We start from the raw sequence: 25903 nt of genomic DNA, 5'->3' as shown, positions 1-25903 counted from the left end.
CTCAGTCGACCGGGCGGATCAGCTTGCGCTCCAGCACGCGCAGCACCTGGCGCAGGTCATGCCCGCGCTTCAGCACCTGCCCGTCCATCGCGGTGACCGAGTACATGCCTTGGCGGTTGCGCAGCTTCGGCTGCTTTTCGATGCGGTAGAGCGGGTGCTCCGCGGTGCGGCGGAACACCGAGAAGACCGCGCGGTCGCGCAGCGTGCTGATGCCGTAGTCGCGCCATTCCCCGGCCGCGACCATGCGGCCGTAGAGGGTGAGGATGACCGAGAGTTCGTCCCGCTGGAAGGCCACCGCATCGGGGGCTGCTCCGGAGACCGGGAACGGGGGAGGTTGCAGTGTCATCCTGTCATCTTGGGCGCGCCGTGGCGGCAAATCAAGCGGGGGTTTGGCGGCGGGCCGGGATGCCGCATTCCTGCCGTCTTGGCTCCCCGAAACCGCCGCAGTCGCGTGCGAAGGAGGGTGAGGGCGGCGCTCCGCCCCGTCCGGTGCCGGAAAGTGTGCCCCCAAAGCAGCCGGTGCCGGACGCTTTTTCCGGCGATCCTGCGGCACGGCCGCGACGGCGGCGTGTTCCCCGGAAATGATGCACGGGAATTTCGGCGGTCTGCCCCGATGTGATGTCTTGCAGCCCCCACCGCACGCACATCGAGGCAAACCGGCCCGGCGGGACAAATCCCGCCATGGTGTGTCCATTTTCATTTGTGAATGTCGATTTTGCAAGCGGAGAATTTGCCGGATTTGCGATGGAACCGGCGGGGCCCGCGGCGCGTCAGTCGAAGCTGCCCTGGCAGAACCAGCCGGGCGAGAGCGCGCCGCCATGGGCGAAGAACAGCCACAGCCGCACGCCGTCCGCGGTGGTCACTTCCCAGTAGTCGCGCGTGCCGCTGCGCCAGGCCGGATCGTCGAGCCACCATTCCGGCGCGATCCGCTCGGGGCCGCGGGCATCGGCGGGCAGCCAGACGGCTCGTGCCCGGCGAATGGGGCGCGCGGTTCTGGGTGACGCTGGCGGTCTCGGCGGAGGCGGCGGACGAGCTGCGCTACGATCCCGCCGCAGGGGCTGTGATGATCCGCTGCGGCAGCCGCTGGGCGGCGCTGGCGACCTCTGACCCGGCGATCCAGGTCACCGGCCATGACAGCCTCGATGCGCTCGCCGCCGATTTCGAGGAGAACGGCTATTTCAGCCTCGCCACCCGTGCCGAAACGGCGCCGGTGCTGGGGCTGCGCTTCAATCTCGACATGATGCCGGAGGGACGCTGGTGCGCCGCCGTGGCCGATGCGCCCGGCCCGGCGCTGGAACAGGCCCGCGCCGGGCTCGACCCGGCGCCTCTACCTTCCCTTGCCGCAGACGATGGCGGGCTCGGCGCGATCCGTGACATCCTCGGCTGGAACACCGTCTGGGACGGGACCAACCGCCGCCGCTACACGGCGGTGTCGCGGGTCTGGAACCTCGGCGATTACGCCGTTTTCGCCAATGACCAGGCCTATGCGGCGCTGCTCGCCGCGCCGCTCGACCCGGTGCTGGCGCGCGAGAACCTGGCGATCGCGCTCGGCACGGCGACGCCGCAGGGCAATCTTGCCGCGCTGGTCTCCTCGCATGACGCCTGGACCGATCGCAGCCAGCCGCCGCTGGGGGCGCTGATCGCCTGGATGATCTATCTTCGCTCGGGCGACCGGGCCGGGCTTGCGGCACATTTCGCCACACTGCTGCGCCATCAGCGCTGGTGGCGCGCCGCGCGTGATCCGGAAGGCAGCGGACTGGTCTCCTGCGGCACGTCCGATGTCGGCACCGCGCTCTACAAGGGCACCCATTTCGCCGCCCGCAACGAGACCGGCATGGACAATTCCGCGACCCATGACGAGGCGGTGCTCGACCCGGCGACCGGCTGCCTTTCGACCTGGGATCTGGGGCTGAACTGCGCCGTGGCGCTCGATGCCGAGATGCTGGCGCTGATTGCCGCCGAGCTGGGCGAGGCGGAGACGGCCGCGGAGATGGCGGCGCTGGCAGAGACCCATCGCGCCCTGATCCGGGACAGGCTCTGGGATCCGGAGCGGAAGATCTTCGCCAACCGCCAGCGCTCGGGCGGCTTCGTGGAGGCGCTGGCGCCGACGGCCTTCTACCCGCTCCTGTGCGGTGCGGCGGATGCGGCGCAGACCGCGCATCTGCTGGCGCATCTCGGGGACCCGGAGATGTTCGGCACGCCTTTCCCGCTGCCGGCTTCCCCCGCGTGCCAGCCTGCCTATGCCGAGAACGTCTATTGGCGCGGGCGGATCTGGCCGAACGTGACCTACCTCGTCTGGCTTGGGCTGAAGCGCGCGGGCGAAGACGCGGCGGCGTCCCGGCTGGCGGCGCGGAGCCGCGATCTCTTCGAGCGGAACTGGCAGGACCGGGTGGCGGGCGAGAATTTCAATGCCGAAACCGGAGAAGCGCTCGACCAGGGCGATGCCGATCCGTTCTACACCTGGGCGGCGCTCCTGCCGCTGATCGGGGTGGAGGAGGCCTGCGGGATCTCGCCCTGGGCCGGCTGGGTGCTGGCGAACGGTCCGGACTGCGTGCTGGGACCGCTCGAGACTCCGGCCGGGCGGGCGGTGCTGCGGCGCGAGGCGGGCTGGCTGAGCCTCGAGCGGTCCGGAGCCGTGCTGTTGCTGGCCGGGGCCGCGGCCGTTCTGGCCTGCGGCTTCGGCTATTGCCTGCTGTCCGGCCTCACCGGCTTCGTGCCGCTGGTCTTCGCCGCCATGCTGGGGCTGATGCTGCTGCACCGGACCCCGGTCCTCGCCGCGCTGCCGCTCGCGGCGATCGCCGCCATTGCCGTGCAGCAGATCTTCGGACGGCTGCTGCTGGTGCCGCTGCCGCGCAGCGGCCTGCTGAGTTTCCTCTGGTAGGAGCGCGCCCATGTCCCTCTATTTCGACGCCCTGATGCTGGTCCTGCAGCCGCAGGTGCTGCTGGTCATCTTCCTCTCGGCGGCCTTCGGCATGTTCGTCGGCGCCATTCCCGGGCTGACCGCGACCATGGCGACGGCGCTTCTCGTGCCGCTGACCTTCTTCATGGACCCGCTTCCGGCCATCGCCGCCATCGTCACCGCCACCGGCATGGCGATCTTCGCGGGCGACATCGCCGGCGGGCTCCTGCGCATGCCCGGCACGCCGGCCTCCGCCGCCTATGTCGAGGATGCCTTCCGGATGACAAAGTCCGGGCGCGGCGCCGAAGCGCTCGGCGCGTGCCTCTTCTTCTCGGTGATCGGCGGCATCGTCGGCACGGTCGTGCTCAGCCTCGCCGCGCCGCAGCTCGCCGAGATCGCGCTCAAATTCTCGTCCTTCGAATATTTCTGGCTGGTGCTGCTCGGGCTCAGCTGCGCGGTCTTCGTCTCGCCCGGCCCGCCGGTCCTCGGCCTCGTCTCGCTCTTCATCGGACTGGCCGCGGCGCTGGTCGGGCAGAACAACCCGGCGGGCGAAGCGCGCTTCGCCTTCGGGTCGGTCGAGCTGCTCGCGGGCATCCAGCTGGTGCCGGCGATGATCGGGCTCTTCGCGCTCTCGGAAGTGCTGCGCTACTACGTCCGGCCAAGCGGCACCCCGCGCACGCCCGGCGTCAAGGGCAGCATCCTGCGCGTGCAGTTCGGCAACCTGAAGCGCTATCCCGCGCAGGCAGTCCGCGGCTCGCTCCTCGGCACCGCGATCGGCGCGCTGCCCGGTGCGGGCGCCGACATCGCGGCCTGGATCAGCTATGCCGTGTCGAAGAAATTCTCGAAGACCCCCGAAAAATACGGCACCGGCCATGTCGAGGGTCTGGTCGAGGCCGGCGCGTCGAACAACGGCGCCGTCTCGGGCGCCTGGATCCCGGCGCTGGTCTTCGGCATCCCGGGCGACTCGATCACCGCCATCGTGATCGGCGTGCTCTACGTGAAGGGCCTCAATCCCGGCCCGACGATCTTCCTGATGAACCCGCAGATGATCTACGCGGTCTTCATCGTCTTCATGATCGCCAGCCTGATGATGCTGCCCCTAGGCTGGCTGGCGATCCGCGCGGCGGGAACGCTGCTGTCGGTGCCGCAGCGGGTGCTGATGCCGATCATCCTGGTGTTCTGCATCACCGGCGCCTTCGCCATCAACAACTCGGTCGCGGGCGTGCTGATCATGCTGGCCTTCGGGGTGATCGGCTTCGTGATGGAGGAAAACAACATCCCGCTGGCCCCCGCGATCCTCGGCCTCGTGCTGGGACCGATGCTGGAGGACAATTTCGTGAACTCGATGATCAAGGCGGACGGCAGCTTCCTCGCCTTCTTCGAACGGCCCATCGCCGCGGGGCTCGGCATCGCCGCCATCGCGGTCTGGATGCTGCCGCTGATCCTGCGGCTCGTCCGCGGCAAGACCCGCAACGGGGAGGTGACATGACGAAACCCGACATCCTGCTGATGGGCCCGCCGGCCCATCCCGACATTCCCGCCGAGCTGGAGCGCGATTTCCGGCTGCACCGCTATTGGGAGGCCGCCGATCCGCGGGCGCTGGTCGCAAGCCTCTCGGACGGGCTGCGCTACATCTCGACGACCGGCCATGACGGACCCGATGCCGGGCTGATCCGCGCCCTGCCGAAGCTGGAGCTGATCTCCTCCTTCGGGGTCGGCTATGACGGCATCGACGTGGCGGCCGCGGCCGCGCAGGGCGTGCAGGTCACCAATACGCCCGACGTGCTGAACGACTGCGTGGCCGAGCTGACGCTGGCGCTGATGCTGGCGCTGGCGCGCGAGGTGATCGCCTCGGACCGCTTCGTGCGCGAGGGCCGCTGGGCCGAGGGGCGCTATCCCTTCACCGGCGAGCTGACCGGCAAGCGCGCGGGCATCCTCGGGCTCGGCCGGATCGGCAAGGAGATCGCCCGGCGGCTCGAGGTCTTCAAGATGGAGATCGCCTATCACGGCCGCCGCGAACAGGAGGGCGTGCCCTATCGCTATTACGGCGACCTGCGCGAAATGGCCCGCGAGGCCGACTGGCTGATCGTGATCGCGCCTGCCACCGCCGAGAGCCGGCACCTGGTCGATGCGGCGGTTCTCGACGCGCTCGGCCCGGAAGGGCACCTGATCAACGTGGCACGCGGCGCGGGCTGGTCGCCGAGGCGCTGGCAATCGGACGCGAACTGCGCGCGCGCGGGATCGGGACCCGGATGGTCGCGGGCGCGGCCTGCTTCTCGGCCTGTCCCTACATGCTGGCGGGCGGGCCCGAACGCACGGTCTCGCGCGGCGCGCGGGTCGGCGTCCACCAGTCCTATTACGACCGCTCGGCCTATCTCCCGCTCTTCGTCGGCGTATCCTCCATCCAGGAGGGCGAAGCCGAAGCGATGCGCTTCCTGCAGGAGATGGGCGTCGATCCGCTCCTGCGCATCCCGGCGCTCGAGACCCCGCCCGAGGCGATCTACATCCTCACCGAGGCGGAATTGCAGGACTACAACCTGGCGACGGCGCTGACCGACTAGGATTTACCCGATTTCAACCCGGGCGCGCGCAGTCTGGCAGCATGAGCCGGTTGATCCATCTTTGCCGCTGCACGGTGCTGGCCGTGATGCTGGGCGCGCTTGCCGCCCTTGCGATCGCGCTCGGCCTCGGCGCGGGGCTGATCGGCGCGGGCACCGCGCGCTGGACGCTGCTGGCCGCGCTGCCCTGCGGCTTCGCCCTCTCTTTCATCGCCCTGCGGCTGTGCCCGCCCTGAGGCCTGCGACATAGCGCGGGAAACGCGACGGCAGGCCTTTCTCCGGCCGGATCCAGCGGCATAGGGTGGCGCGGACATCCAGCTGACGGAGACCCCGCATGACCGCCCCGATCAACATTGCCGCCTGGTCCGGACCGAGAAACCTCTCGACCGCGATGATGTACGCCTTCGGCGCGCGCGGCGATGCCGCTGTCTGGGACGAGCCCTTCTATGCCGCCTATCTGGAGATGACCGGGCTGGATCACCCGATGGGCGCCGAGATCATCGCCGCCGGTCCGCGCGACCCGGACGAGGTCGCCGCGCGCTGCGCCGCGCCGCACCCCTCGGGCAGGCCGGTCTTCTACCAGAAGCACATGACCCATCACATGATCGAGGGCGTGTCGCGGGACTGGTTCTCCTCGGTCACGCATCTCTTCCTGATCCGCCATCCGGCGCGGGTGCTGGCGAGCTATGCCAAGAAGCGCGAGAATCCGGTGCTCGACGATATCGGCTTCCGCCAGCAATCCGAGATCTTCGAGGCGGTACGCGCCGCAGGCCAGACCCCGGTGGTGATCGACTCGCATGACATCCGCGACAATCCCGCGGGCATGATGGACGCGCTCTGCGACGCGCTGCGGATCCCGCGCGATCCCGGCATGATCCGCTGGCCTGCGGGCGGCCATGCCGATGACGGGGTCTGGGCGCCGCATTGGTACGACGCGGTGCACCGCTCGACGGGCTTCGCCGGCGCGGAAGGGCCGCTGCCCGCGCTGCCCGATGACCTGCAGGCGGTCTGCGATGCCGCCCTGCCCCATTACGACGCGCTGAAACCCTTTGCGCTGAAGGCCTGAAATGACCGACACCACCACCCATACCGCCGAAGCCGACGACCGCAACGATCACGTGATGATCTACGTGGACGGCAAGATCGTGCCGAAGGACCAGGCGGTGGTTTCGGTCTACGACTCGGGATTCATGCTGGGCGACGGCATGTGGGAGGGCATGCGGCTCTACGACGGCGAATGGGCCTTCTTCGACGCGCACATGGACCGGCTCCATGACAGCTGCAAGGCGGTGCGGCTGGAGATCGGCAAGACCCGCGGGGAGCTGCGCGCGATCCTCGACGAGACCGCGGCAGCGAACGGCATGACCGGCGACGCGCATTGCCGGCTCATGATCACCCGCGGCCGCAAGGCGAAGCCGTTCCAGCATCCGGGCCTGTCGAAATGGGGCCCGACCATCGTGGCGATCATCGAGCATTCGGTCCCCGCCAAGGCGCTGTCGAAGGGGCTGCGCCTGGCCTCGGTGCCGCAGGTGCGCGGCCTGCCGCACAGCCAGGACCCGAAATTCAACAGCCATTCCAAGCTGAACTGCATCATCGCCTGCCTGCAGGCCGAGGAGGCGGGCGCGGACGAGGCACTGATGCTCGACCCGCATGGCTTCGTGAACACCACGAATGCCTGCAATTTCTTCATCGTCCGCAAGGGCGAGGTTTGGACCTCGACCGGCGACTACTGCATGAACGGCGTCACCCGTGCCAATGTCATCAAGGTCTGCCGCGAAGCGGGGATCCCGGTCTTCGAGAAGAACTTCTCGCTCTACGAGGCCTATTCGGCCGATGAGGCTTTCCTGACCGGCACTTTCGGAGCGCAGACCCCGGTGGCCGAGATCGACGGCCGCAGCATCGGGGATGGTGCGCGCCCGGTCACCGAACGCATCCGCGCCCTCTACAAGGACCTCGTCACACGCACCGTGGCCGAGCAGAAGGCCGCGCGCTAGGTCCTTCCGCCTCCCGGGAGGCCTCCGTCGCAACAGACGGGCGCCCCCGCCCGGTGAGCCCGATATCCCGGGGACAGCCGCGGGAGCCGCAAACGGGCCTGCGGCGCGGTTGCGGCGCAAGGCCCGATGGCCCCCGCGCCGGGCATTTTCTTTTGCAATGGACCACCCTCCGCGCCCTTGGCGCAGGTTGGGCGACCCCGGCCGAAGATCGCCCCATGGGCGGGATTTGCGGCTGGCCCGCCGAGCGCAGCACAGAGAAATCCCGGGACAGGGGCCTCCTCGGACAGTCCCCGTCACATGCGCCGGACCTGCACGGCCCCGTGCCCGCGCCTGCCGCAGTCCGGTCGGCGCCGCCGGGACCGCGGCAGCCGCTCCATGGATCAAGGACGCATCGGCGCCCCCTGGAACAAGGCCGCATGCCGGTCCAGGAAGGGCTCCGCCGCGGCCAGACCTGCCCTGACCGCCGCCTTCGCCTTCGTCCTCGCGGCCGCCATGGCCCGCGTGGCAGGGTCCTCGCTGCGGATCGGGCCGCTCGACGGGATCGATCTGTCGGCCGCGCTTTGGGTCTGTGGCTTCGGCCTGCTGTGCTGGAAGATCGGACCCTGGCTCGCCGGGCCGAAACTGGCCGCGAGGACGCCCTCGGGCCCCTCGCGGAACAGGTAGGCGGCCGCCCCCCGGCACGGCACACCGGCAGGGCTCCGTCCTCACGGCGCCCTCCTGCGCAGGCGCAATGACAGCTCGGCGCGGAACGCCCCTTCGTCCAGACCGTATTCGAGGCAGGCATCCGCCACCGTGTGGAAGGGCGAGATCGGACAGCCCGGACACAGCATCTTGCGCTCCAGAAAGACCGCAGCCGCCTCCGGCCATTCGGCAAGGAGATCCGGCAGCGGCAGGTCGGGGTCGTCGAAATCCGGCTTGGACATGGGCTTTCCTTTCATAGCCGCATGCTGCGCGCATCTTTCGCCCCGTTCTTTGCGATTGCGCAAAAAGCGACCCCGGACGCCCCGCTAGAGCTGGGCCATCGCAAACAAGGCACCGGGACCGCGCCATGTCAGACCTACTCACCAAATCGCGGGCCAGGAACGTGTTCTACGGAGGATCCATATTCTTCGTGGCCGTGTTCGCGGCCCTGACGGTGCAGAGCCACCGCCACATCACGCAGAAAGCCACAGCGGGCATGCCCCTGACCGACGAAGTGCGGCTGGGCAAGCATGTCTGGGAGCGCCATTCCTGCATCAACTGCCATACGCTCCATGGCGAAGGCGCCTATTTCGCGCCCGAGCTGGGCAACGTGATGACCCGCTGGGGCGTCGCGGACGACCCCCAGGGCGCCTACGAAATCCTGGACGGCTGGATGCAGGCGCAGCCCTCGGGCATCGAGGGCCGCCGCCAGATGCCGCATTTCGAGATCACCGACGAGGAGATGCGGGCGCTGTCCGAATTCCTCCGCTGGGCCGATCAGACCGACACCCAGAACTGGCCGCCGAACGACGCGGGCTGACCGAGGAGCAGAAACCCCATGAAATACCAATCGCAAAAGGTCGCCTACGCGTATTTTCTCGTCGCAATGGCCCTGTTCGGCATCCAGGTGGCGGGCGGTCTGCTGGCGGGCTGGATCTATGTCTCGCCCAATACCCTGTCCGAAATCCTGCCCTTCAACGTGATCCGCATGATCCACACCAACGCGCTGATCGTCTGGCTTCTGCTGGGCTTCTTCGGCGCCGCCTATTACCTGGTGCCGGAGGAAAGCGAGCGCGAGATCTTCTCGGTCAAGCTGGCTTATCTGCAGCTGGCAATCCTGGTGATAGGCACGCTGGGCGCGGTGATCTCCTACCTTGTCGGCATCCATGGCGGGCGCGAGTTCCTCGAACAGCCGCTCTGGGTCAAGTTCGGCATCCTCGTCGCCGCGGTGATCTTCCTCGCCAACGTGTCGCTGACCTTCCTGGCCGGGCGCAAGACGGCGATCACCAACATCCTGATGACGGGGCTCTGGCTGCTCTGCCTGCTCTGGGTCTTCGCCTTCATCAACCCCGACAACCTGTCGCTCGACAAGATGTACTGGTGGTTCGTCGTCCATCTCTGGGTCGAGGCCACCTGGGAACTGGTCATGGCCGCGATCCTGGGCTTCCTGATGCTCAAGCTGACCGGCGTCGACCGCGAGGTGATCGAGAAATGGCTCTATGTCATCGTCGCCACCGCGCTCTTCTCCGGGATCCTCGGCACCGGGCACCACTTCTACTGGATCGGCACGCCGGGATACTGGCAATGGATCGGCTCCGTCTTCTCGACCTTCGAGGTGGTCCCGTTCTTCGCCATGATGTCCTTTGCTTTCGTGATGGTCTGGAAGGGCCGCAGGAACCATCCGAACAAGGCCGCGCTGCTGTGGTCGCTGGGCTCCTCCACCGTCGCCTTCTTCGGTGCGGGCGTCTGGGGCTTCCTGCACACGCTGCACGGGGTGAACTTCTACACCCACGGCACGCAGATCACCGCCGCCCATGGCCACCTGGCCTTCTACGGCGCCTATGTTGCCCTCAACCTCGCGATGTTCACCTATGCGATGCCGCATCTGCGTGGCCGCGATCCCTACAACCAGGTCCTGAACATGGCATCCTTCTGGCTGATGACCGGCGGCATGGCCTTCATGACCTTCACGCTGACCTTCGCGGGCACCATCCAGACGCACATGCAGCGGATCGTCGGCGACTACTACATGGACGTGCAGGACCAGCTGGGACTGTTCTACCTGATGCGCTTCGGCTCCGGCGTGGCCGTGGTCCTCGGCGCCCTGCTGTTCATCTATTCCATGCTCGTGGTGCGCCGCGAAGTCGTCAAGCCCGGCCCCCTGGCCGCCCCGGGAGAGTGACCCATGAGAGACCTGCAAACCTCCGGCCTGCCGTTCTACCAGCCCGCTGGCGACGAATGCGAGCTCTTCGAAACAGCCCATTCCAACGGTCTGCCCCTTCTTCTGAAGGGGCCCACCGGCTGCGGCAAGACCCGGTTCGTGGAGCACATGGCCGCCCGCCTGGGCCTGCCGCTGCACACCGTCGCCTGCCATGACGACCTGTCCGCGGCCGACCTGATCGGGCGCTACCTGCTGAAGGGCGGGGAAACCGTCTGGACCGACGGGCCGCTGACGCGGGCGGTGCGCGAGGGCGGGATCTGCTATCTCGACGAGGTGGTGGAGGCCCGCAAGGACGTGACCGTCGTCCTGCATCCGCTGACCGACGACCGCCGCAGGCTGGTGATCGACCGCACGGGCGAAGAGCTCCGGGCGCCGGCAAGCTTCATGCTCGTGGCCAGCTACAACCCCGGCTACCAGAACATCCTCAAGAAGCTGAAGCCGTCCACGCGGCAGCGCTTCGTCTCGATCGGCTTCGATTTCCCGTCCCCGCAGGTGGAAACGCCCGTGGTGATGCGCGAAAGCGGGCTGGACGAGGCGCGGGCCACCGCACTTGTGCGCCTGGCCGGAAAGATCCGGGCGCTGTCGGGCATGGATCTCGAAGAGGGCGTCTCCACCCGGCTGCTGATCTATGCCGCGACGATGATCGCGGCCGGCATGCCGGTGGACCGGTCGATCGAGACCGCGATCGTCGAACCGCTCAGCGACGAGCCGGACACGCAGCGTGCGCTGCGCGACCTCGCCGCGGCGATCTATGGGTGACCGCCATGCTGCACGTCCTCGATCTGATGGAGCCCGAAGAAACCGTCGGCAACCTGTGGCATGACGCGGCCTCGCGCTGGGGCCGGGCCCACAGCGACAAGGACCGCGAGGTAACGGTCGAGGAGATGCAGCGCTCTGCCGGGGCCCTGTTCCGGGCGCTCGGCGGCAGTCCCGGGGTGGAAATCTGCGCCGCGCCACTGGCCACGTCCGATCACCGCCCCGACCGCATCCGCCGGATCGGCACGCCGCGCGAGCAGGCGTGCCAAGCCGATTTCGACGGCGACCGGCTGCGCCTGCCGCCGGTGATCGGCGCCTCGCCGGTGATCGAGCGCTGGGCGGGGGTCCGGCCGCGGGCGCGCTCGCGCGCGCCGATGCTGGGGGCGCATCCGGGGCGCGATGGGACCTTCATCGCCAATGGCGGCTTCAAGATCGGCTTCGGCATGGCGCCCGCGGTGGCCGGGGTGATGGCCGATCTGGTGCTCGACGGCCATGACCGCATCCCCGAGGGGTTCCGGGTCTCGGACAACCTGCGCGGCTGACCGGGTTTTCCGTTGACGCAAAGGAATTTGTGACGGTTTCATGACAGGGATCAAGGCGCCGCCGCCCGGCCTTTGCTAGCGGAGGGGCAGCGACACCGGGAAAGGACCCTGCCGATGAGCCTAGATGACCGCCCCGCAGATCCGCAGCCCGGACAGCCGTCGACCGGGGCCCGTCCCGCGCCCGCCGCGCCGACCTTGGCGCGCGGCTTTCCTCGGGTCGAGGCGGACGCGATCCGCCACGCCTTCGAGACCGGCGCCTATCCCTATGCCCGCAAGATGCCGCGCCGCACCTACGAGGCCGAGAAGGCGGCGCTCCAGGCGGAGCTCCTGAAGGTCCAGCTCTGGGCGCAGCAGGCGGGGCAGAAATTCGTCATCCTGTTCGAGGGGCGCGACGCGGCCGGCAAGGGCGGCACGATCAAGCGCTTCATGGAGCATCTCAACCCCCGCGGCGCGCGGGTCGTGGCGCTGAACAAGCCGACGGAGGAAGAGAAGGGCCAGTGGTTCTTCCAGCGCTATGTCGAGCATCTGCCCACGAACGGCGAAATGGTGTTCTACGACCGCTCCTGGTACAACCGCGCGGGCGTCGAGCGGGTGATGGGCTTCTGCACGCCGAACGAATATCTCGAATTCATGCGCCAGACGCCCGAGCTGGAGCGGATGCTGGTGCGCTCGGGGATAAGGCTCTACAAGTACTGGTTCTCGGTCACCCGCAAGGAACAGCGCAGCCGTTTCGCCGCGAGGAAGACCGATCCGCTGAAACAGTGGAAGCTGTCGCCGATGGACATTGCCAGCCTAGACAAATGGGACGACTACACCGAGGCGAAGGAGGCGATGTTCTTCTACACGGACACCGCCGACGCGCCCTGGACCATCGTGAAATCCGACGACAAGAAGCGCGCGCGGCTGAACTGCATGCGGCATTTCCTGTCCGGCATCGACTATCCGGGCAAGGACGAGGCGGTGGTCGGGCGGCCCGATCCGCTGATCGTCGGCCATGCCTCGCATGTGGTGGACCGCTCCGACCATATCCTCGGCGCCTCGCTGCATCCCGACCAGCGCCGCGGCGAGCCGCCGGCCGGCTGAGGCAAGCGGGCAACCCCCCGGCTGCCCGCGGCGGCGGGGCATTCCCGTTGGCACGCATATGGTCTAATCGGCATGCATGGTTCAGCTTGCCGATCTCCGCCCCCATGTCCGTGCCCTGCTGGTGCTCGGCCTGCCGCTTGTCGGCGGGCAGATCGCGCAGGTCTCGATCCAGATCATCGATACGCTCATGCTGGGCCGCTACGACCTCGAGGTGCTGGCGGCGGTGGTGCTGGCGACCTCGCTGTTCTTCTCCGTCTTCATCGTCGGCGCGGGCTTTTCCTGGGCGGTGACGCCCTTGGTGGCGGCGGCCTCGGCCGGGGGCGACCTGGTGCGGGTGCGCCGGGTGACGCGGATGGGATTCTGGGCCTCGATGGGCTACGGCGCGCTGGCGCTGCCGGTCTTCCTGTGGTCCGAGCCGCTCTTCCTGGCGCTCGGCCAGAGCCCCGAGATGGCGCGGATCGCCGGGGAGTATCTCGACATCGCGGGCTGGGGCGTGTTCCCGGCGCTCGCCGTCATGACGCTGCGCGCCTATCTGGCAGGGCAGGCGAAGACCCAGGTGGTGATGTGGGTCACGATCGGCGCGGTCTTCCTCAATGCCGGGCTGAACTGGCTCCTGATCTTCGGCAACTGGGGCTTCCCCGAGCTCGGCGGCCGCGGCGCGGCGGCGGCCTCGGTGACGGTGCATGTCGCCTCGGCGGCGGCGCTGGCGGTCTATGCGGAATGGAGCTTCCGCGGCCAGCAGCTCTTCGTGCGGCTCTGGAAACCGGACTGGGCCGAGCTGCGCCAGGTGTTCCAGCTCGGCTGGCCGATCGGCATCGCGACGCTGGCCGAAACCGCGCTGTTCTCGGCTGCCGCGGTCATGGTCGGCTGGATCGGCGTGGCCGAGCTGGCCGCGCATGGCATCGCGCTCCAGCTCGCCACCGTCACCTTCATGATGCATCTGGGCCTGTCGCAGGCCGCCACCGTCCTGATGGGCCGCGCCCATGGCCGCCGCGACGAGGAGGCCAAGCGCGGCATCTCGGTCGCCTCGCTGGTGGTGTCGCTGTCGGTCGCGGCGCTGACCATCGCGATCCTCGCGGCAATCCCGCAGCCGCTGATCCGGCTCTTCGTCGATGCCGCCGACCCGATGCGCGATGCGATCCTCGCCACCGGGGTGGGGCTGGTCTACATGGCGGCGATCTTCCAGCTCGCCGACGGCGCGCAGGTCATCCTGATCAGCCTGCTCCGCGGCGTGCAGGACACGCGCGTGCCGATGTGGCTGGCGGCGTTTTCCTACTGGGTGGTGGGGGCGCCGCTGGGCTATGTGCTCGGCATCGTCGCGGGCGTCGGCGCGGTCGGCGTCTGGGCGGGTCTGGCCGGCGGGCTGAGCTGCGCGGCGGTGCTGCTGTGGCACCGGCTGTGGAAGGTCAAGCTGGCCGCCGCCTGAGGCCGGTCTCCGCACCCATGCACATTGGCCGTGCGCGGACGGTCCGAAATTGCCGCTGCAATGCAGCGGCTTGTGCCCTATCTCCTGGCTCAACGGTTCAATTCGCAAACGCAAGAGGCATGACATGGCAAAGACTGTCGTCGTCTACTACTCCGGCTACGGCCACACGAAACTGGTTGCTGAGAATGTCGCCGAAGGCGCCGCCGCAGAGCTGGTCGCCGTCGACGCCGAGGGCAACATCCCCGAGGCAGCCTGGGACGCGCTGAACGCGGCCGACGCGATCATCTTCGGCGCGCCGACCTACATGGGCGGCCCGGCATGGCAGTTCAAGAAATTCGCCGATGCGACCTCCAAGATCTGGTTCGGCATGGGCTGGAAGGACAAGGTCTTCGGCGGGTTCACCAACTCCGCATCGCTCAACGGCGACAAGCAGAACACCCTGGCCTACCTGCAGACCCTGGCGTCGCAGCATGGCGGCGTTTGGGTCTCTCTGGGCATGCTGCCCTCGAACACGCTGGCGGCCACCCGCGAGGACATGAACAACCTCGGCGGTTCGATCGGCGTTCTGGTGCAGTCGCCGTCGGATGCCGGCGATGACGCGATCCCGTCGGGCGACCTGGCAACCGCGAAAGCCTATGGCGCGCGCGTGGCCGAAGTCGCGGGCCGCTTCGGCGCCTGAGGAATCTCCCTTCCCGGAGTTGGGAACGCCCGGCCTTCCGGCCGGGCGTTTTCAGTTTCCGGAAGGGGCTGCGGGGCTCAGCGGAGGCCGGCGCAGAACTCGCCGATGCGCGAGCAGGCNATCGGCCAGCGCCTCGTCCGAGGTCGCGTAGCTGACGCGGAAGGCAGGGGACAGCCCGAAGGCCGCGCCGAACACCACCGCCACGCCGGTCTCGTCCAGGAGCGCGTTGCAGAACTCCTCGTCCGTGGTCAGCAGCTTGCCGCCCTTCGAGGTCTTGCCGAGGCAGCCGCCGATCGTCGGATAGACGTAGAAGGCGCCCTCGGGCGTCGGGCAGTCGATGCCCTCGGCCTGGTTCAGCATCGACACGACCAGGTCGCGGCGGCGCTTGAACGCGACATTGTTGGCCGCGATGAAGTCCTGCGATCCGTTCAGCGCCTCGACCGAGGCCCATTGGCTGATCGTGCAGGGGTTCGAGGTCGATTGCGACTGGATCTTGCGCATCGCCGAGATCAGCTCCACCGGGCCGCCGGCATAGCCGATCCGCCAGCCGGTCATCGCATAGGCCTTCGAGACGCCGTTCACCGTCAGCGTCCGCGGATAGAGCGCGGGCTCGACCTCGGCGGGGGTGCAGAAGGCGAAGTCGTCATAGACGAGGTGCTCGTACATGTCGTCGGTCATGATCCAGACATGCGGATGGCGCAGCAGAACGTCGGTCAGCGCCTTCAGCTCGTCCCAGGCATAGCCCGCGCCGGTCGGGTTCGACGGCGAATTGAAGATCAGCCATTTGGTCTTCGGCGTGATCGCCGCCTCGAGCGCTTCGGGGGTCAGCTTGTAGCCGGTCTCCGGACCGCAGGGCAGGGGCTTCGGCACGCCGCCCGCGAGCAGCACCATGTCGGGATAGCTGACCCAGTAGGGCGCCGGGATGATCACCTCGTCGCCGGGGTTCATCGTCGCCATCAGGGCGTTGTAGAGGATCTGCTTGCCCCCCGTCCCGACGCTGATCTGCGCGGGCTCGTAGGACAGGCTGTTTTCGCGGGCGAACTTGCCGCAGATCGCCTGCTTCAGCTCGGGCATGCCGTCGGGGGCGGTGTATTTCGTCTTGCCCGCGTTGATCGCGGCGATCGCGGCGGCCTTGATATGGTCGGGGGTGTCGAAATCCGGCTCGCCGGCCGAGAGGCCGATCACGGATTTGCCCGCGGCCTTCAGCTCCTGTGCCTTGGTGGTCATCGCGATCGTCGGGGACGGCTTCACGCGGGACAGGGTATCGGACAGGAAGGACATCGGCGGAACCTCATGTTGAAAGCGCACGCGGACCTCTCTAGGTTGGCGCCGGAAGCGGCGCAAGAAGGAGCGGACCATGGCGGGCGACTTGCCTGATATTGACTGGTACGGCGCCGAGGCCAGCACCTTCGGCGACCGTCTGGCCGCCGCGCGCGACCATCGCGGGCTGTCGCGCCAGGATCTGGCCAAGCGGCTGCGGGTCAAGCTCTCGACGGTGGAGTCCTGGGAGGACGACCTCGCGGAGCCGCGCGCCAACCGGCTGAACATGCTGGCCGAGCTCCTGGGCGTCTCGCTGCCCTGGCTCCTGACCGGCGAGGGCGAGGGCGTCGCCCCGCCCGGGGACGACGCGTTCGGGCCCGACGACATCGAGCCGATGCTGGCCGAGATGCGCCAGATCCGGGCGGAGATGCTGCGCTTCGCGAACCGCGTGAGCGTGCTGGAAAAACGGCTGCGCCAGGCGGCGCAGGAACTGGGATAGGACCATGGAAACCCACGAGAACCGACTGAAGCGCCTGCACATGCGCTCGATCCGCCGCGGCATCAAGGAGATGGACATCATCCTCGGCCGCTTCGCCGAAACCGGCCTGCGCCAGCTGCCCGAGGGCGATCTGGACCTCTACGACACGATGCTGGCGGAGAACGACCACGATCTCTATCAATGGGTGTCCGGCCAGCAGCCGACCCCGGCGCGCTATCTCGACCTGATCACGCGGATCGCCGAGTTGAATCGAATTGCCGCCGAAAAGTAACCAAGTTCAGGAAAATAACGGAATAAGCTACCGTATCCATTAAAGCTTTTTTTCCGTATTCTGCTCACATTCCCTTCATGTGAAATTCATCATGGAGGGAACTGTATGAGTGTACACCCCGGACTCGGCGAGACGCAGGAGAGGGGATTCATTTCCGCCTATCTCGACTCGCTGGCCCTGGTGGAGCGCCTGCACCGGCTGTTGCTGGATGTGATCAAGGACGAGTTCGAACGTGTCGGCATCCTGGAAATCAACGCTGTCCAGGCGCTCCTTCTGTTCAACATCGGCGAAAACGAGGTCACGGCGGGGGAACTGAAATCCCGCGGCTACTACCAGGGCTCGAACGTATCCTACAATCTCAAGAAGCTCGTCGAGATGGGATACATGCACCACAACCGCTGCGAAATCGACAGGCGGTCGGTGCGCGTGCGCCTGACCGAGAAGGGCAAGCAGATCCGCGACATCGTCGAGGACCTGTTCCAGCGCCACGCCGAAGGGCTGGAAGCCCGCGGCATTCTCGGGCCCGATGGCATCAACGACATCAACACGTCGCTGCGACGGGTGGAGCGGTACTGGACCGACCAGATCCGCTACATCTACTGAAAGGCTCTCGAAGCGGTCCGCGCTTCAGGCAGGAGGCCACCGGGAAACCCTCCGGTGTCGAAAATGGCAGAAGGCCATCGGGCGGAACGCCCCTCCGCGGCAAAGCTCCGCGCCCCAGACACTCCCCATATCCGCAGACAATCCGGTTGCCGCAGACGACCATCCCCGAAGGGATGACCGCCGCGGCTTTCGCATGTCCGGATTACCAGTGTCCGGTATTCTCCATGCTGGCCCAGGGCTCCGCCGGCGGCAGGGCGTCGCCGATCTGCAGGAGCTCGATCGAGACATTGTCCGGCGAGCGCACGAAGGCCATGTGCCCGTCGCGCGGCGGCCGGTTGATGGTCACGCCCGCGTCCTGCAGCTTGGCGCACATCTCGTAGATGTTCTCAACGCCATAGGCGAGATGGCCGAAATGGCGGCTGTCCGAGGGCAGGCCTTCGTCGCCGTCCCAGTTGTACGTAAGTTCCACCGGGCATTCCGGCTGGCCCGGAGGCGCCAGGAAGACCAGGCTGAAGCGGCCCTTGTCATTGTCGATCCGGCGGGTCTCTTCCAGCCCGAGCAGCTTGTAGAACTCCATCGATTTCTCGAGGTCCTTCACCCGGACCATGGTGTGCAGGTACTTCACGTGCATTGGCGTCTTCCCGTTTCGCGGTGTTAGCGTCCCAACAGGTAACCGCCCTGCCGGAAATTGCCACCCCTTCCGAGGAGTGGAAGACATCCGCGCGCGGCTGCGCTAAAACACCATGACTCGCTTTGCACGCACTGCATATTGGGTTAAGAGGTCTGCGACCCCCAATATGCAGCGAGAGTGCGCCAGATGAAGGACCAAGCCGTGACCGATCCGATTTCGGAAGCCATCGCCGAGAGCCGCGCCAACCCGCGCCAGACGCTGCGTGCCACTGTCCCCGCGATGGAGGACCGGCTCTACAGCATCCATCCCGTGCTGGACCACGGCTTCGTGCGCGTCGTCGACTACATGGGCGATGACAGCGCGATCGTGCAGGCGGCGCGCGTCAGCTACGGCGCGGGCACCAAGCAGGCGCGCGACGATGCCGGGCTGATCCGCTACCTGATGCGCCACTGGCACTCTACCCCGTTCGAGATGTGCGAGCTGAAGCTGCACGTCAAGCTGCCGGTCTTCGTGGCGCGCCAGTGGATCCGCCACCGCACCGCCAACGTCAACGAATACTCCGCCCGCTATTCGATCCTCGACCGGGAATTCTACATCCCCGCGCCGGAACAGCTGGCGGCGCAGTCGACCACGAACAACCAGGGCCGCGGCCAGGTTCTGGAAGGCGAAGAGGCGCAGCGCGTGCTGGAAATCCTGCGCCACGATTCCATGCGCTCCTACGACAATTACGAGGCGATGCTGAGCCAGGACGGCCAGCAGGGGCTGGCGCGAGAGCTGGCGCGGATGAACCTGCCCGCCAACATCTACACCCAGTGGTACTGGAAGGTGGATCTCCACAACCTGTTCCACTTCCTGCGCCTGCGCGCCGATGCCCATGCGCAGTACGAAATCCGCGTCTATGCCGACATCATCTGCGAGATCGTCAAGGATTGGGTGCCCGCCGCCTATGCCGCCTTCGAGGATTACCGGATGAACGGCGCGCATCTTTCGGGCAAGGGGCTCGATTGCCTGCGCCGGATGCTGAAGGGCGAGGAGGTCAGCCAGGACGCGTCGGGGATGAGCGCCGGGGAATGGCGGGAGTTTCAGGCGCTGATCAGGGACTGACGCGCCTGAAGCGGAAAGCCCTGAGTCAGGCGTTCTTGAGCTCGGTGGCCGAAGCCCGGCCGTCGCGGCCTTCGCGCAGCTCGTATTCGAGCCGCTGGTTGTCGGCCAGGCCGGTCATGCCGGCCCTTTCGACGGCTGAAATATGGACGAAAATGTCCTTTCCGCCGTCATCGGGGGCGATGAAGCCATAACCTTTGGTAGTGTTGAACCATTTCACGGTGCCAGTGGGCATCCGGTATCTCCTTGCACTTGTGGGGCCGCGCGGACTGGCCCCGCTGTCGAGGACCCGGTGTCGCCTTGCCGGGCCAGGGATGGTGCTCCCTGTACCCAAGGGTTAAGCAAGGCTGAAAAAAGGCAAGGAATATTGGAAAATCTTTCGCCGCAAGGCAGCAAATGTGAAGGAATCTGCCCCACATGATCCTCTATGGCCTGAAGACCTGCGACACATGCCGAAAAGCTAGGCGCGCCTTGGCCGATGCCGGGCGGGAGCCCGCCTTCGTCGACCTGCGCGAGACGCCGCCGCCGCGGGAACGGCTGGAGGCCTGGTCCGCGCGGCTCGGCCCCCGAGCCCTGCTCCGACGGCAGCTTCGGCGAGCGCTGCCGCTGAAGGCACGTCCTGCGGCGAGACCGCGATCAACGGACGGGCTGTCGCCTGCGGTGCGCCCTGCGCCGCCCCACGCATGGCGGGCGGCCCGGATGCACTGGCCCGGACGCTGGCGTCCCTCAGCACCGAGACACGGATCGTCGCGGAGTCCGGTTCGGTCGCAGAGGCGCTCAAGGCAGCGCCGATGCGATATGGCGGAAGAAAATCGAGACCCCGGAGGGCGCCGAAGCGGGGCGGCCTCCTCGCCGCCGCCGGACACAGTCCTTCCGGCACTGCCGATCCCGGTGCAGGGCTTCCGGCCATGTCACCCCCCTTGCGGCGGGGCGCGCCGGTATCGGTGCTGAAATCGCTCCGGCCGGAGCGGGATCAGACGCCGGCCAGCTCGCTGATGCCGAGCGCCCGGCGGCCGGCCGGTTCCAGCACGGCGGCCTTGCGGCCCTCGACCAGCGCCGGGACCAGCGGGCGGCCATAGCCCGCGCCGCCATCCATGTTCAGCCGGTTCGGGTAGAGCTCGGGGTGCTCCAGCGCGGTATGGCCATGCACCACGAGGCGGCCCCAGTCAAAGCTGCTTTCGAGGAAGCCGCCGCGGATCCAGACCAAGTCGTCCTCGGCCTGGTCCTCCAACTCCACGCCCGGGCGCAGTCCGGCATGGACGAAGATCTGCCCGCCGGTTTCATGGGTGCGCGGCAGGCCCGCGATCCAGTCGCGATGCGCCTGCGGCACCGCCTCGCGCGCATCGGCATGGATGTCCGCGAGCGCGCGCGCCTCGGACACGTCCACCCCGTAGGAGGCCAGCGTCGCCCGTCCGCCCAGGGGAGCGTCGGTCCACAACAGCGGACGCGAGACATTCGGGTCCTGGTAGAGCGGGTCTTCGAGATAGCGCAGCAGGAAGCGGTCGTGGTTGCCCATCAGGCAGGTCCAGGGATTGCCGGCGGACTGGCCCTCGATCAGCAGCTCGATCACGCCCCGCGAGTCCGGGCCGCGATCGGCGAAATCGCCGCAGAACACCACCGGAGCGCCCCGCTCGCCATGGCGTTCGATCAGCTCCAGCGCGGTCTCGAGCTGCGCAAGCTGGCCGTGGATGTCGCCGATGGCGTGGATCGGGGTCATGGGGAAAGCTCCTGCACTGTTACCGCTCACGAAGGTAAGCTCTCACAGTCCCGGGGCAAGTCATAGCCGCCATGCCGTCGCGGGCGGCAGCGTCCCGGACCGGCGCAGCAGCCGGACCGGGAGGGGATCAGATCAGGCGAACTTGCGGATCTCGCCGGATTTCAGCCGGCCGAGATAGCTGTTCATCTCCTGCTTCACGATCGGCATCAGGATGTAGAGCGCGATGATGTTGCAGACCGCCATCGCGAAGAGCGCGGCATCCGAGAAGTCGATCACCGGGCCGAGGCTGGCCGCGGCGCCCACGATCACGAAGAAGCAGAACATCACCTTGAAGACCAGCTCGGTGGTCTTCCCCTCGCCGAAGAGGAAGGTCCAGGCCTTCAGCCCGTAATAGCTCCAGGAGATCATCGTCGAGAAGGCGAAGAGGATCACCGCGACCACCAGGATGTAGCGGAAGAATGGAATGCTCTGCGAGAAGGCCGCCGAGGTCAGCGCCACGCCGGTATTGCCGTCCACGGTCTGGATCGCGCCGGATTCGCCGACGATGTAGAGGCCGGTGGCCGGATCGACCATCAGCTGGCCGGTGATGACGATCACCAGCGCGGTCATGGTGCAGATCACGACGGTGTCGATGAACGGCTCCAGCAGCGCCACGAAGCCCTCGGTGATCGGTTCCTTGGTGCGCACCGCCGAGTGGGCGATGGCCGCGGAGCCGACGCCGGCCTCGTTGGAGAAGGCCGCCCGCTTGAAGCCCTGGATTAGCGCGCCGACCATGCCGCCCGCGACGCCGAGCCCGGTGAAGGCACCGGCGAAGATCTGGCCGAAGGCCCAGCCGATCATGTCGATGTTCAGCAGCAGGATGACGATCGCGGTACCGACATAGAGCACGCCCATGAAAGGCACGACCTTCTCGGTCACCTGGGCGATCGACTTGATGCCGCCGACGATGACGGCGAAGACGATCGCCGCGAAGACCACGCCGGTGATCACGCCCGGGAAATCGCCGAAGACATTGACCAGCTGCGCATGCGCCTGGTTGGCCTGGAACATGTTGCCGCCGCCGAGGCTGCCGAGGATGGTGAAGACCGCGAAGAGGATCGCCAGCGGCTTGCCGCCGGGCTTGCCGAGGACCTTGAAGCCCTTGACCATGTAGTACATCGGCCCGCCCGAGACCCGGCCGTCCTCGTATTCGTTGCGGTATTTCACCGCCAGCGTGCATTCGGTGAACTTGGTCGCCATGCCCAGAAGGCCCGCGAGGATCATCCAGAAGGTCGCGCCGGGCCCGCCGATGCCGACCGCCACCGCGACGCCCGCGATGTTGCCGAGCCCCACCGTGCCGGACAGCGCCGTCGCCAGCGCCTGGAAATGGCTGACCTCGCCCGCATCGTTCGGGTCGGCATAGTCGCCCTTCACCAGCCCGATGGAATGGCCGAGAACGCGGAACTGGACGAAGCCGAAATAGATCGAGAAGACGGCCGCGCCGACCACCAGCCAGGCGACGATCCACGGAAAGGCGGTGCCCGGGATGGGCGCGAAGATCAGGTTGACGAACCAGCCGGTCGAAGCCGCGAAGGCGTTGTTGATGGTTTCGTCGAGGCTCTGCGACAGCGCCGGCGTGGCACTGGCCGCGGCCAGCGCTGCAGGCAGCGGCAACTTGCGTAACGTATCTTTCATTGCAATCCCCTGCATGAAGGTCATGGCACGATTGTCAGCGGCACCGGGCAGGTCTGCACCAGCGTGCCCGCGGTCGAGCCGAAGAAGCGGGCGGCAAAGCTGCCCTGGCCCTGGCGGCCGATCACGACCTGGATGGCGCCGGCCTCTTCGGCGATCTTGATGAGCGTCTCGGCGACATGGCCGTAGCGGATATCCGCGCTGACCGGCACGCCGCCCGCGGCGATCTTGGCAAGCTCGGGATCCACCAGGGCCTGCTTGGCGCGCGCCATTTCCTCCTTGCGGCGGATGTGGCGCTCCTCGAGCTCCTCCGCGGTCAGGAAGGAATAGGGCGACCATTCCAGCACATGGGCAATCAAGATGCTGCCGCCGATGGCCTTGGCCCGCTCCACGGCAAACGCCATGGCGCGCTCGGAGCTGCCGCTGCCGTCATAGGCGACGACGATGGTTGATGACATGTTGTGACCTCCGTTCGGTCTTGTCCCTGTCGAGATGGGCGGCGGACCTGTCCCGGCCCGTCCGCGCCCCTTCCAGAAGCCTGTCGCATTCGCCGGGGCTGTCGAGAACGCAAGGCATCGAAGCGGGAAGCACTACCAAGGCACCAGGGAATCTGCTTCGATACTGCACAAACGAACACATTTTGGGCGCTCTGTTAAGCATCTTGCGATCCAGGCTTGGCCATTTCTGGCCCGTGGCACCGCAAAATGCCCCGAAACGCCGAAAACATGCCCCGGAGTGTCGCATTTCGCAGGTTCAGACACTGCCGCAGCGTCACGCTGGAAGGATGACGTTGAGTTCCCCCATCCGGAGCAGTGCCGATGCCAAGTCCCGAAGAGATCTCCGCCCTCGTCCGAAACCGCAGGCCGGGCCACACGCTCGAAGCCACGTTCTACACCGATCCCGGCATCCTCGATCTCGACATCGAGGCGATCTTCCACCGCCACTGGATCTTCGCCGCGGCCGGCCCCGAGCTGCCCGAACCCGGCGATTGCGTGACGCTGGAGGTGGGCGCGGCCTCGGTGCTGCTCCTGCGCGGCGAGGACATGGCGGTGCGCGGCTTCCGCAATGTCTGCCGCCACCGCGGTGCGCGGCTGGTGGAGGCGCGCAGCACCACCGTCGGCAACGTCGTCTGCCGCTACCACGGCTGGAGCTACAGCGAGGACGGCGAGCTGATCCATGCCGAGCACATGGGCGAGGATTTCGACCGCTCCTGCCACGGGCTGATCCCGGTCCATGTCCGCGACATCGCCGGGCTGGTCTTCATCTGCCTCGCCGGGGAGCCGCCCGAGGACATCGACGGCATGGCCGCCGCGATGGAGCCCTACCTGCTGCCGCATGACCTGGCCAACTGCAAGGTCGCCCACCAGTCCGAGCTGGTCGAGGAGGGCAACTGGAAGCTCACGCTGGAAAACAACCGCGAATGCTACCATTGCGAGACCAACCATCCGCAGCTGACCGTGCCGCTGTCGGAATTCGGCTTCGGCTTCTCGCCCGACGAGCTGGACGAGCGCCGCTCCGACGAGGCCGCCGCCTACATGGCCGCCATCGAGGAGCGCCACGCCCACTGGCAGTCCTGCGGCCTGCCCTCCTCGGAGGTGAACCGGCTGCGCGAGGTCACCGGCTTCCGCGCCATGCGCCTGCCGCTGATGGGCGCCGGAGAGTCGCACACGCTCGACACCAAGGTCGCCTCGAAGAAGCTGCTGGGCCGGTTCCGCGAGGCGGCGCTCGGAGGGCTGAGTTTCTGGACCCAGCCGAATTCCTGGCACCATTTCATGTCCGACCATGTCGTGACCTTCTCGGTGCTGCCGCTCGGCCCGGACAAGACGCTGGTGCGCACCACCTGGCTCGTCCACAAGGACGCCATCGAGGGCCAGGACTACAAGACCGACCACCTGACGACGGTCTGGACCATGACCAACCAGGAGGATGCCGACCTCGTGCGGCTGGGACAGCTCGGCGTCTCGGACCCCGCCTACCGTCCCGGCCCCTATTCGCCCTTCACCGAGCCGATGGTCGAGGCCTTCGCCGCCTGGTACATCGACCGGCTCGGAGAATTCCTCGAGCCCGGCAGCAGCGCGATGGCGGCGGAGTGAGCATGGACGGCAATTTCACCGAAGCCACCCGCATTCCGCTCTGGGACCCGGAGCGCGACGACACGCTGGTCTGCCGCCAGGTGCGCCAGGAAACCCATGACGTGAAGACCTTCGTCTTCTCGGGACGCGAACCGCGCGCCTTCCGCTTCTATCCGGGGCAGTTCATGACCTTCGAACTGCCCGTCGAGGGGATGATCCAGCGCTGCTACACCGTCTCGGGCTCGGCAGCGCGGCCCTACCGGGTCGAAATCACCGTCAAGCGCGTGCCGGGCGGCCCGGGCTCGAACTGGCTGCACGACCACATGCGCCCGGGCGCGAAATCGCCGTCACCGGACCGATGGGCGAGTTCACCACCGACGCCACCGCCGGGCAGAAGCTCCTGTTCCTGTCGGCCGGCAGCGGCATCACCCCGATGATGTCGATGACCCGCACTGCCTGCGACCTCGGCGCGCCTTTCGACCTCGCCTTCCTCCATGCCGCACGCAGCCCTGCCGACATGATCTACCGCCAGGAACTGTCGCTTCTGGCGCAGCGCAACCACGGGCTGAAGCTGGCGCTGATCTCGGGCACCGCGCCTGCCGCCGAGGCCTGGGCGGGCTTCACCGGGCGGCTCAGCCTGCCGATGCTGCAGCTGATCGCGCCCGATTTCACGGAGCGCCGGATCTTCTGCTGCGGCCCCGCGCCTTTCATGGAAGGCGTGCGCGCCATGCTCGGCGAGGCGGGCTACGACATGGCGGAGTATTACGAGGAGAGCTTCGATTTCGGCGCCGAGACCGCGGGCAATTTCGAGGGCGAACCCGAGGCCGCCCCCGAGGTCAGCGGCCAGACCTTCCGGGTCAGCTTCGCCAAATCCGGCAAGGTGGTGGAATGCAGCCCCGGCATGACCGTGCTGTCGGCCGCGCGCGAGGCCGGTCTGCGGCCGCTCTCCTCCTGCCAGCGGGGCATCTGCGGCACCTGCAAGACGCGGCTCGTCTCGGGCGAGGTCGAGATGAACCACGGCGGCGGCATCCGCAAGCGCGAGATCGACCAGGGCAAGATCCTGGCCTGCTGCAGCCATCCGCTGAGCGACATCGAACTCGAGCTCTGAGTTCACCCAAGAGTGATCGCGCCCGGCCCGCAAGGGACAACCGGGCGCTTTGACCGAAGCGGCGTCACATGCAGGAATGCCGTTGAGCGGCAAGGCCTTGGCGGGCGGCGCAGGATGCTGCGGGTCCCCGG

At 67.5% G+C, this 25903-nt stretch carries 27 protein-coding genes and 2 pseudogenes; 21 read left to right on the top strand and 8 right to left on the bottom strand.

Features of this window, described 5'->3' with window-relative positions; genetic code table 11:
* Window position 1: 1 nt before the first annotated feature.
* The gene (locus C7T91_RS03780; protein ID WP_108258043.1) at window positions 2–346 is read right to left on the bottom strand and encodes a DUF2794 domain-containing protein; all 345 of its coding nucleotides are present in this window, start codon (window positions 344–346) and stop codon (window positions 2–4) included.
* A 621-nt stretch (window positions 347–967) separates the two neighbouring features.
* Here C7T91_RS03780 and C7T91_RS03770 point away from each other — a divergent pair.
* From C7T91_RS03770 to C7T91_RS34630, 7 genes are all read left to right on the top strand, one after another.
* The gene (locus C7T91_RS03770) at window positions 968–2881 is read left to right on the top strand and encodes an MGH1-like glycoside hydrolase domain-containing protein (protein ID WP_108258042.1); all 1914 of its coding nucleotides are present in this window, start codon (window positions 968–970) and stop codon (window positions 2879–2881) included.
* A gap of 10 nt (window positions 2882–2891) precedes the next feature.
* On the top strand, window positions 2892–4388 hold the full coding sequence (locus C7T91_RS03765) for a tripartite tricarboxylate transporter permease (RefSeq protein WP_108258041.1): 1497 nt from the start codon (window positions 2892–2894) through the stop codon (window positions 4386–4388).
* Window positions 4385–5452 carry an NAD(P)-dependent oxidoreductase gene (locus C7T91_RS03760; RefSeq protein ID WP_108258040.1) on the top strand — a complete coding sequence of 356 codons (1068 nt, stop codon included), beginning with the start codon at window positions 4385–4387 and terminating at the stop codon, window positions 5450–5452. The genes C7T91_RS03765 and C7T91_RS03760 overlap by 4 nt, the downstream gene beginning before the upstream one ends.
* A gap of 49 nt (window positions 5453–5501) precedes the next feature.
* The gene (locus tag C7T91_RS03755) at window positions 5502–5693 is read left to right on the top strand and encodes a hypothetical protein (protein ID WP_145962766.1); all 192 of its coding nucleotides are present in this window, start codon (window positions 5502–5504) and stop codon (window positions 5691–5693) included.
* 110 nt (window positions 5694–5803) lie between these two features.
* Complete coding sequence (locus C7T91_RS03750; protein ID WP_108258491.1) at window positions 5804–6523, top strand: sulfotransferase-like domain-containing protein; 720 nt, start codon at window positions 5804–5806, stop codon at window positions 6521–6523.
* Window position 6524: 1 nt separating this feature from the next.
* On the top strand, window positions 6525–7451 hold the full coding sequence (locus C7T91_RS03745) for an aminotransferase class IV (RefSeq protein ID WP_108258038.1): 927 nt from the start codon (window positions 6525–6527) through the stop codon (window positions 7449–7451).
* A 375-nt stretch (window positions 7452–7826) separates the two neighbouring features.
* A complete protein-coding gene (locus C7T91_RS34630; protein ID WP_236637958.1) occupies window positions 7827–8114 on the top strand; it encodes an NnrS family protein in 288 nt (95 codons plus the stop codon).
* 41 nt (window positions 8115–8155) lie between these two features.
* Here C7T91_RS34630 and C7T91_RS03735 read toward each other — a convergent pair whose 3' ends face one another.
* On the bottom strand, window positions 8156–8374 hold the full coding sequence (locus tag C7T91_RS03735; RefSeq protein ID WP_108258036.1) for a DUF1858 domain-containing protein: 219 nt from the start codon (window positions 8372–8374) through the stop codon (window positions 8156–8158).
* Between the two features lie 125 nt (window positions 8375–8499).
* On the opposite strand from C7T91_RS03735, the gene C7T91_RS03730 reads away from it, so the two are divergent.
* The 7 genes and pseudogenes from C7T91_RS03730 (at window position 8500) to C7T91_RS03700 (ending at window position 14839) form a co-directional block, all read left to right on the top strand.
* The gene (locus C7T91_RS03730; RefSeq protein WP_108258035.1) at window positions 8500–8952 is read left to right on the top strand and encodes a c-type cytochrome; all 453 of its coding nucleotides are present in this window, start codon (window positions 8500–8502) and stop codon (window positions 8950–8952) included.
* 18 nt (window positions 8953–8970) lie between these two features.
* On the top strand, window positions 8971–10314 hold the full coding sequence (locus C7T91_RS03725; protein WP_108258034.1) for a cbb3-type cytochrome c oxidase subunit I: 1344 nt from the start codon (window positions 8971–8973) through the stop codon (window positions 10312–10314).
* A 3-nt stretch (window positions 10315–10317) separates the two neighbouring features.
* On the top strand, window positions 10318–11112 hold the full coding sequence (locus tag C7T91_RS03720) for a CbbQ/NirQ/NorQ/GpvN family protein (protein ID WP_108258033.1): 795 nt from the start codon (window positions 10318–10320) through the stop codon (window positions 11110–11112).
* A gap of 320 nt (window positions 11113–11432) precedes the next feature.
* A pseudogene (locus tag C7T91_RS33245) lies at window positions 11433–11651 on the top strand (FAD-dependent oxidoreductase); the annotation flags it as partial.
* A 114-nt stretch (window positions 11652–11765) separates the two neighbouring features.
* Window positions 11766–12734, top strand: a complete 969-nt coding sequence (gene ppk2 / locus C7T91_RS03710; protein ID WP_108258031.1) for a polyphosphate kinase 2 — start codon at window positions 11766–11768, stop codon at window positions 12732–12734.
* A 76-nt stretch (window positions 12735–12810) separates the two neighbouring features.
* Window positions 12811–14160: an MATE family efflux transporter gene (locus tag C7T91_RS03705; RefSeq protein WP_108258030.1), complete on the top strand. Its 1350-nt coding sequence runs from the start codon at window positions 12811–12813 to the stop codon at window positions 14158–14160.
* Window positions 14161–14284: 124 nt separating this feature from the next.
* Window positions 14285–14839 (top strand): flavodoxin family protein, encoded by a 555-nt coding sequence (locus tag C7T91_RS03700; RefSeq protein ID WP_108258029.1) that lies wholly within the window; start codon window positions 14285–14287, stop codon window positions 14837–14839.
* Window positions 14840–14916: 77 nt separating this feature from the next.
* Here the strand turns inward: C7T91_RS03700 and C7T91_RS03695 are convergent.
* Window positions 14917–16120: pseudogene (locus tag C7T91_RS03695) on the bottom strand (pyridoxal phosphate-dependent aminotransferase).
* Window positions 16121–16196: 76 nt separating this feature from the next.
* On the opposite strand from C7T91_RS03695, the gene C7T91_RS03690 reads away from it, so the two are divergent.
* The 3 genes from C7T91_RS03690 to C7T91_RS03680 all read left to right on the top strand — a co-directional run bounded on the left by C7T91_RS03690 (window position 16197) and on the right by C7T91_RS03680 (window position 17472).
* Entirely contained in the window at window positions 16197–16598 is a 402-nt protein-coding gene (locus tag C7T91_RS03690; RefSeq protein WP_108258028.1) for a helix-turn-helix domain-containing protein, read from the top strand.
* A 4-nt stretch (window positions 16599–16602) separates the two neighbouring features.
* Entirely contained in the window at window positions 16603–16869 is a 267-nt protein-coding gene (locus tag C7T91_RS03685) for an FAD assembly factor SdhE (protein ID WP_108258027.1), read from the top strand.
* Window positions 16870–16974: 105 nt separating this feature from the next.
* On the top strand, window positions 16975–17472 hold the full coding sequence (locus C7T91_RS03680) for a MarR family winged helix-turn-helix transcriptional regulator (RefSeq protein ID WP_108258026.1): 498 nt from the start codon (window positions 16975–16977) through the stop codon (window positions 17470–17472).
* A 202-nt stretch (window positions 17473–17674) separates the two neighbouring features.
* Here the strand turns inward: C7T91_RS03680 and C7T91_RS03675 are convergent, their stop codons facing one another.
* Window positions 17675–18103, bottom strand: coding sequence for a VOC family protein (locus C7T91_RS03675; protein WP_108258025.1), 429 nt, complete (start codon window positions 18101–18103; stop codon window positions 17675–17677).
* A gap of 186 nt (window positions 18104–18289) precedes the next feature.
* On the opposite strand from C7T91_RS03675, the gene thyX reads away from it, so the two are divergent.
* The gene (gene thyX, locus C7T91_RS03670; RefSeq protein WP_108258024.1) at window positions 18290–19207 is read left to right on the top strand and encodes an FAD-dependent thymidylate synthase; all 918 of its coding nucleotides are present in this window, start codon (window positions 18290–18292) and stop codon (window positions 19205–19207) included.
* Window positions 19208–19232: 25 nt separating this feature from the next.
* On the opposite strand, the gene C7T91_RS03665 is transcribed toward thyX, so the two are convergent.
* The 4 genes from C7T91_RS03665 to C7T91_RS03650 form a co-directional block, all read right to left on the bottom strand.
* Window positions 19233–19439 (bottom strand): cold-shock protein, encoded by a 207-nt coding sequence (locus tag C7T91_RS03665; protein ID WP_108258023.1) that lies wholly within the window; start codon window positions 19437–19439, stop codon window positions 19233–19235.
* A 738-nt stretch (window positions 19440–20177) separates the two neighbouring features.
* A complete protein-coding gene (locus C7T91_RS03660; RefSeq protein ID WP_108258022.1) occupies window positions 20178–20921 on the bottom strand; it encodes a metallophosphoesterase in 744 nt (247 codons plus the stop codon).
* 132 nt (window positions 20922–21053) lie between these two features.
* Window positions 21054–22595, bottom strand: a complete 1542-nt coding sequence (locus C7T91_RS03655) for an alanine/glycine:cation symporter family protein (RefSeq protein WP_108258490.1) — start codon at window positions 22593–22595, stop codon at window positions 21054–21056.
* Between the two features lie 20 nt (window positions 22596–22615).
* Complete coding sequence (locus tag C7T91_RS03650) at window positions 22616–23050, bottom strand: universal stress protein (RefSeq protein WP_108258021.1); 435 nt, start codon at window positions 23048–23050, stop codon at window positions 22616–22618.
* A gap of 360 nt (window positions 23051–23410) precedes the next feature.
* On the opposite strand from C7T91_RS03650, the gene C7T91_RS03645 reads away from it, so the two are divergent.
* Genes C7T91_RS03645 through C7T91_RS03640 form a run of 3 tightly spaced genes read left to right on the top strand, consistent with a single transcriptional unit; the run spans window position 23411 to window position 25772 of the window.
* A complete protein-coding gene (locus C7T91_RS03645; RefSeq protein ID WP_108258020.1) occupies window positions 23411–24685 on the top strand; it encodes an aromatic ring-hydroxylating oxygenase subunit alpha in 1275 nt (424 codons plus the stop codon).
* A 2-nt stretch (window positions 24686–24687) separates the two neighbouring features.
* On the top strand, window positions 24688–25101 hold the full coding sequence (locus C7T91_RS34625; RefSeq protein WP_236637957.1) for an FAD-binding oxidoreductase: 414 nt from the start codon (window positions 24688–24690) through the stop codon (window positions 25099–25101).
* Entirely contained in the window at window positions 25023–25772 is a 750-nt protein-coding gene (locus C7T91_RS03640) for a flavin reductase family protein (RefSeq protein WP_236637956.1), read from the top strand. The genes C7T91_RS34625 and C7T91_RS03640 overlap by 79 nt, the downstream gene beginning before the upstream one ends.
* The last annotated feature ends 131 nt before the right edge of the window (window positions 25773–25903 follow it).

It is taken from the genome of Mangrovicoccus ximenensis (assembly GCF_003056725.1).
GTDB classification, from domain to species: Bacteria; Pseudomonadota; Alphaproteobacteria; order Rhodobacterales; family Rhodobacteraceae; genus Mangrovicoccus; species Mangrovicoccus ximenensis.
This window is presented reverse-complemented; position numbering and strand designations above follow the sequence as displayed.